Consider the following 324-nt stretch of genomic DNA (forward strand, 5'->3'; position numbering starts at 1 on the left):
ATAAGAAAAAGATTTTTTTTAAAAGAAACAATATTTTTAAAAAACTCAGTAATCGCCTACAAAAACCCCTTGATTAGTTTTGAAATAAGTGATGTCAGTAAAGAGTTTTTGAAGAGGTTTAGTAGCCATAAATTCTTGATTGATTAAATTAGGAATTATTTGGAGATTATTTTTTAAATTACGGTAAGTAAAATTTTTTTTAATTCTTAAACGACAACTAATGTCATTTTTTTTCATGATGAGATAAACTTTTTTCTTGGTGATGAACTCGTTAAAGGTTTTTTGATATAAATCAGTGATTTTACGATGACCGTAAAAATATTG

General features: G+C 24.4%; 1 pseudogene. It reads right to left on the reverse strand.

Going from position 1 to position 324, the window contains the following annotated elements:
- Positions 1–66: 66 nt before the first annotated feature.
- Positions 67–324: pseudogene (locus OL66_RS04090) on the reverse strand (IS3 family transposase); the annotation flags it as partial.

Origin of the sequence: Chrysanthemum yellows phytoplasma, assembly GCF_000803325.1 — a bacterium.
GTDB lineage: Bacteria > Bacillota_I > Bacilli_A > Acholeplasmatales > Acholeplasmataceae > Phytoplasma > Phytoplasma asteris.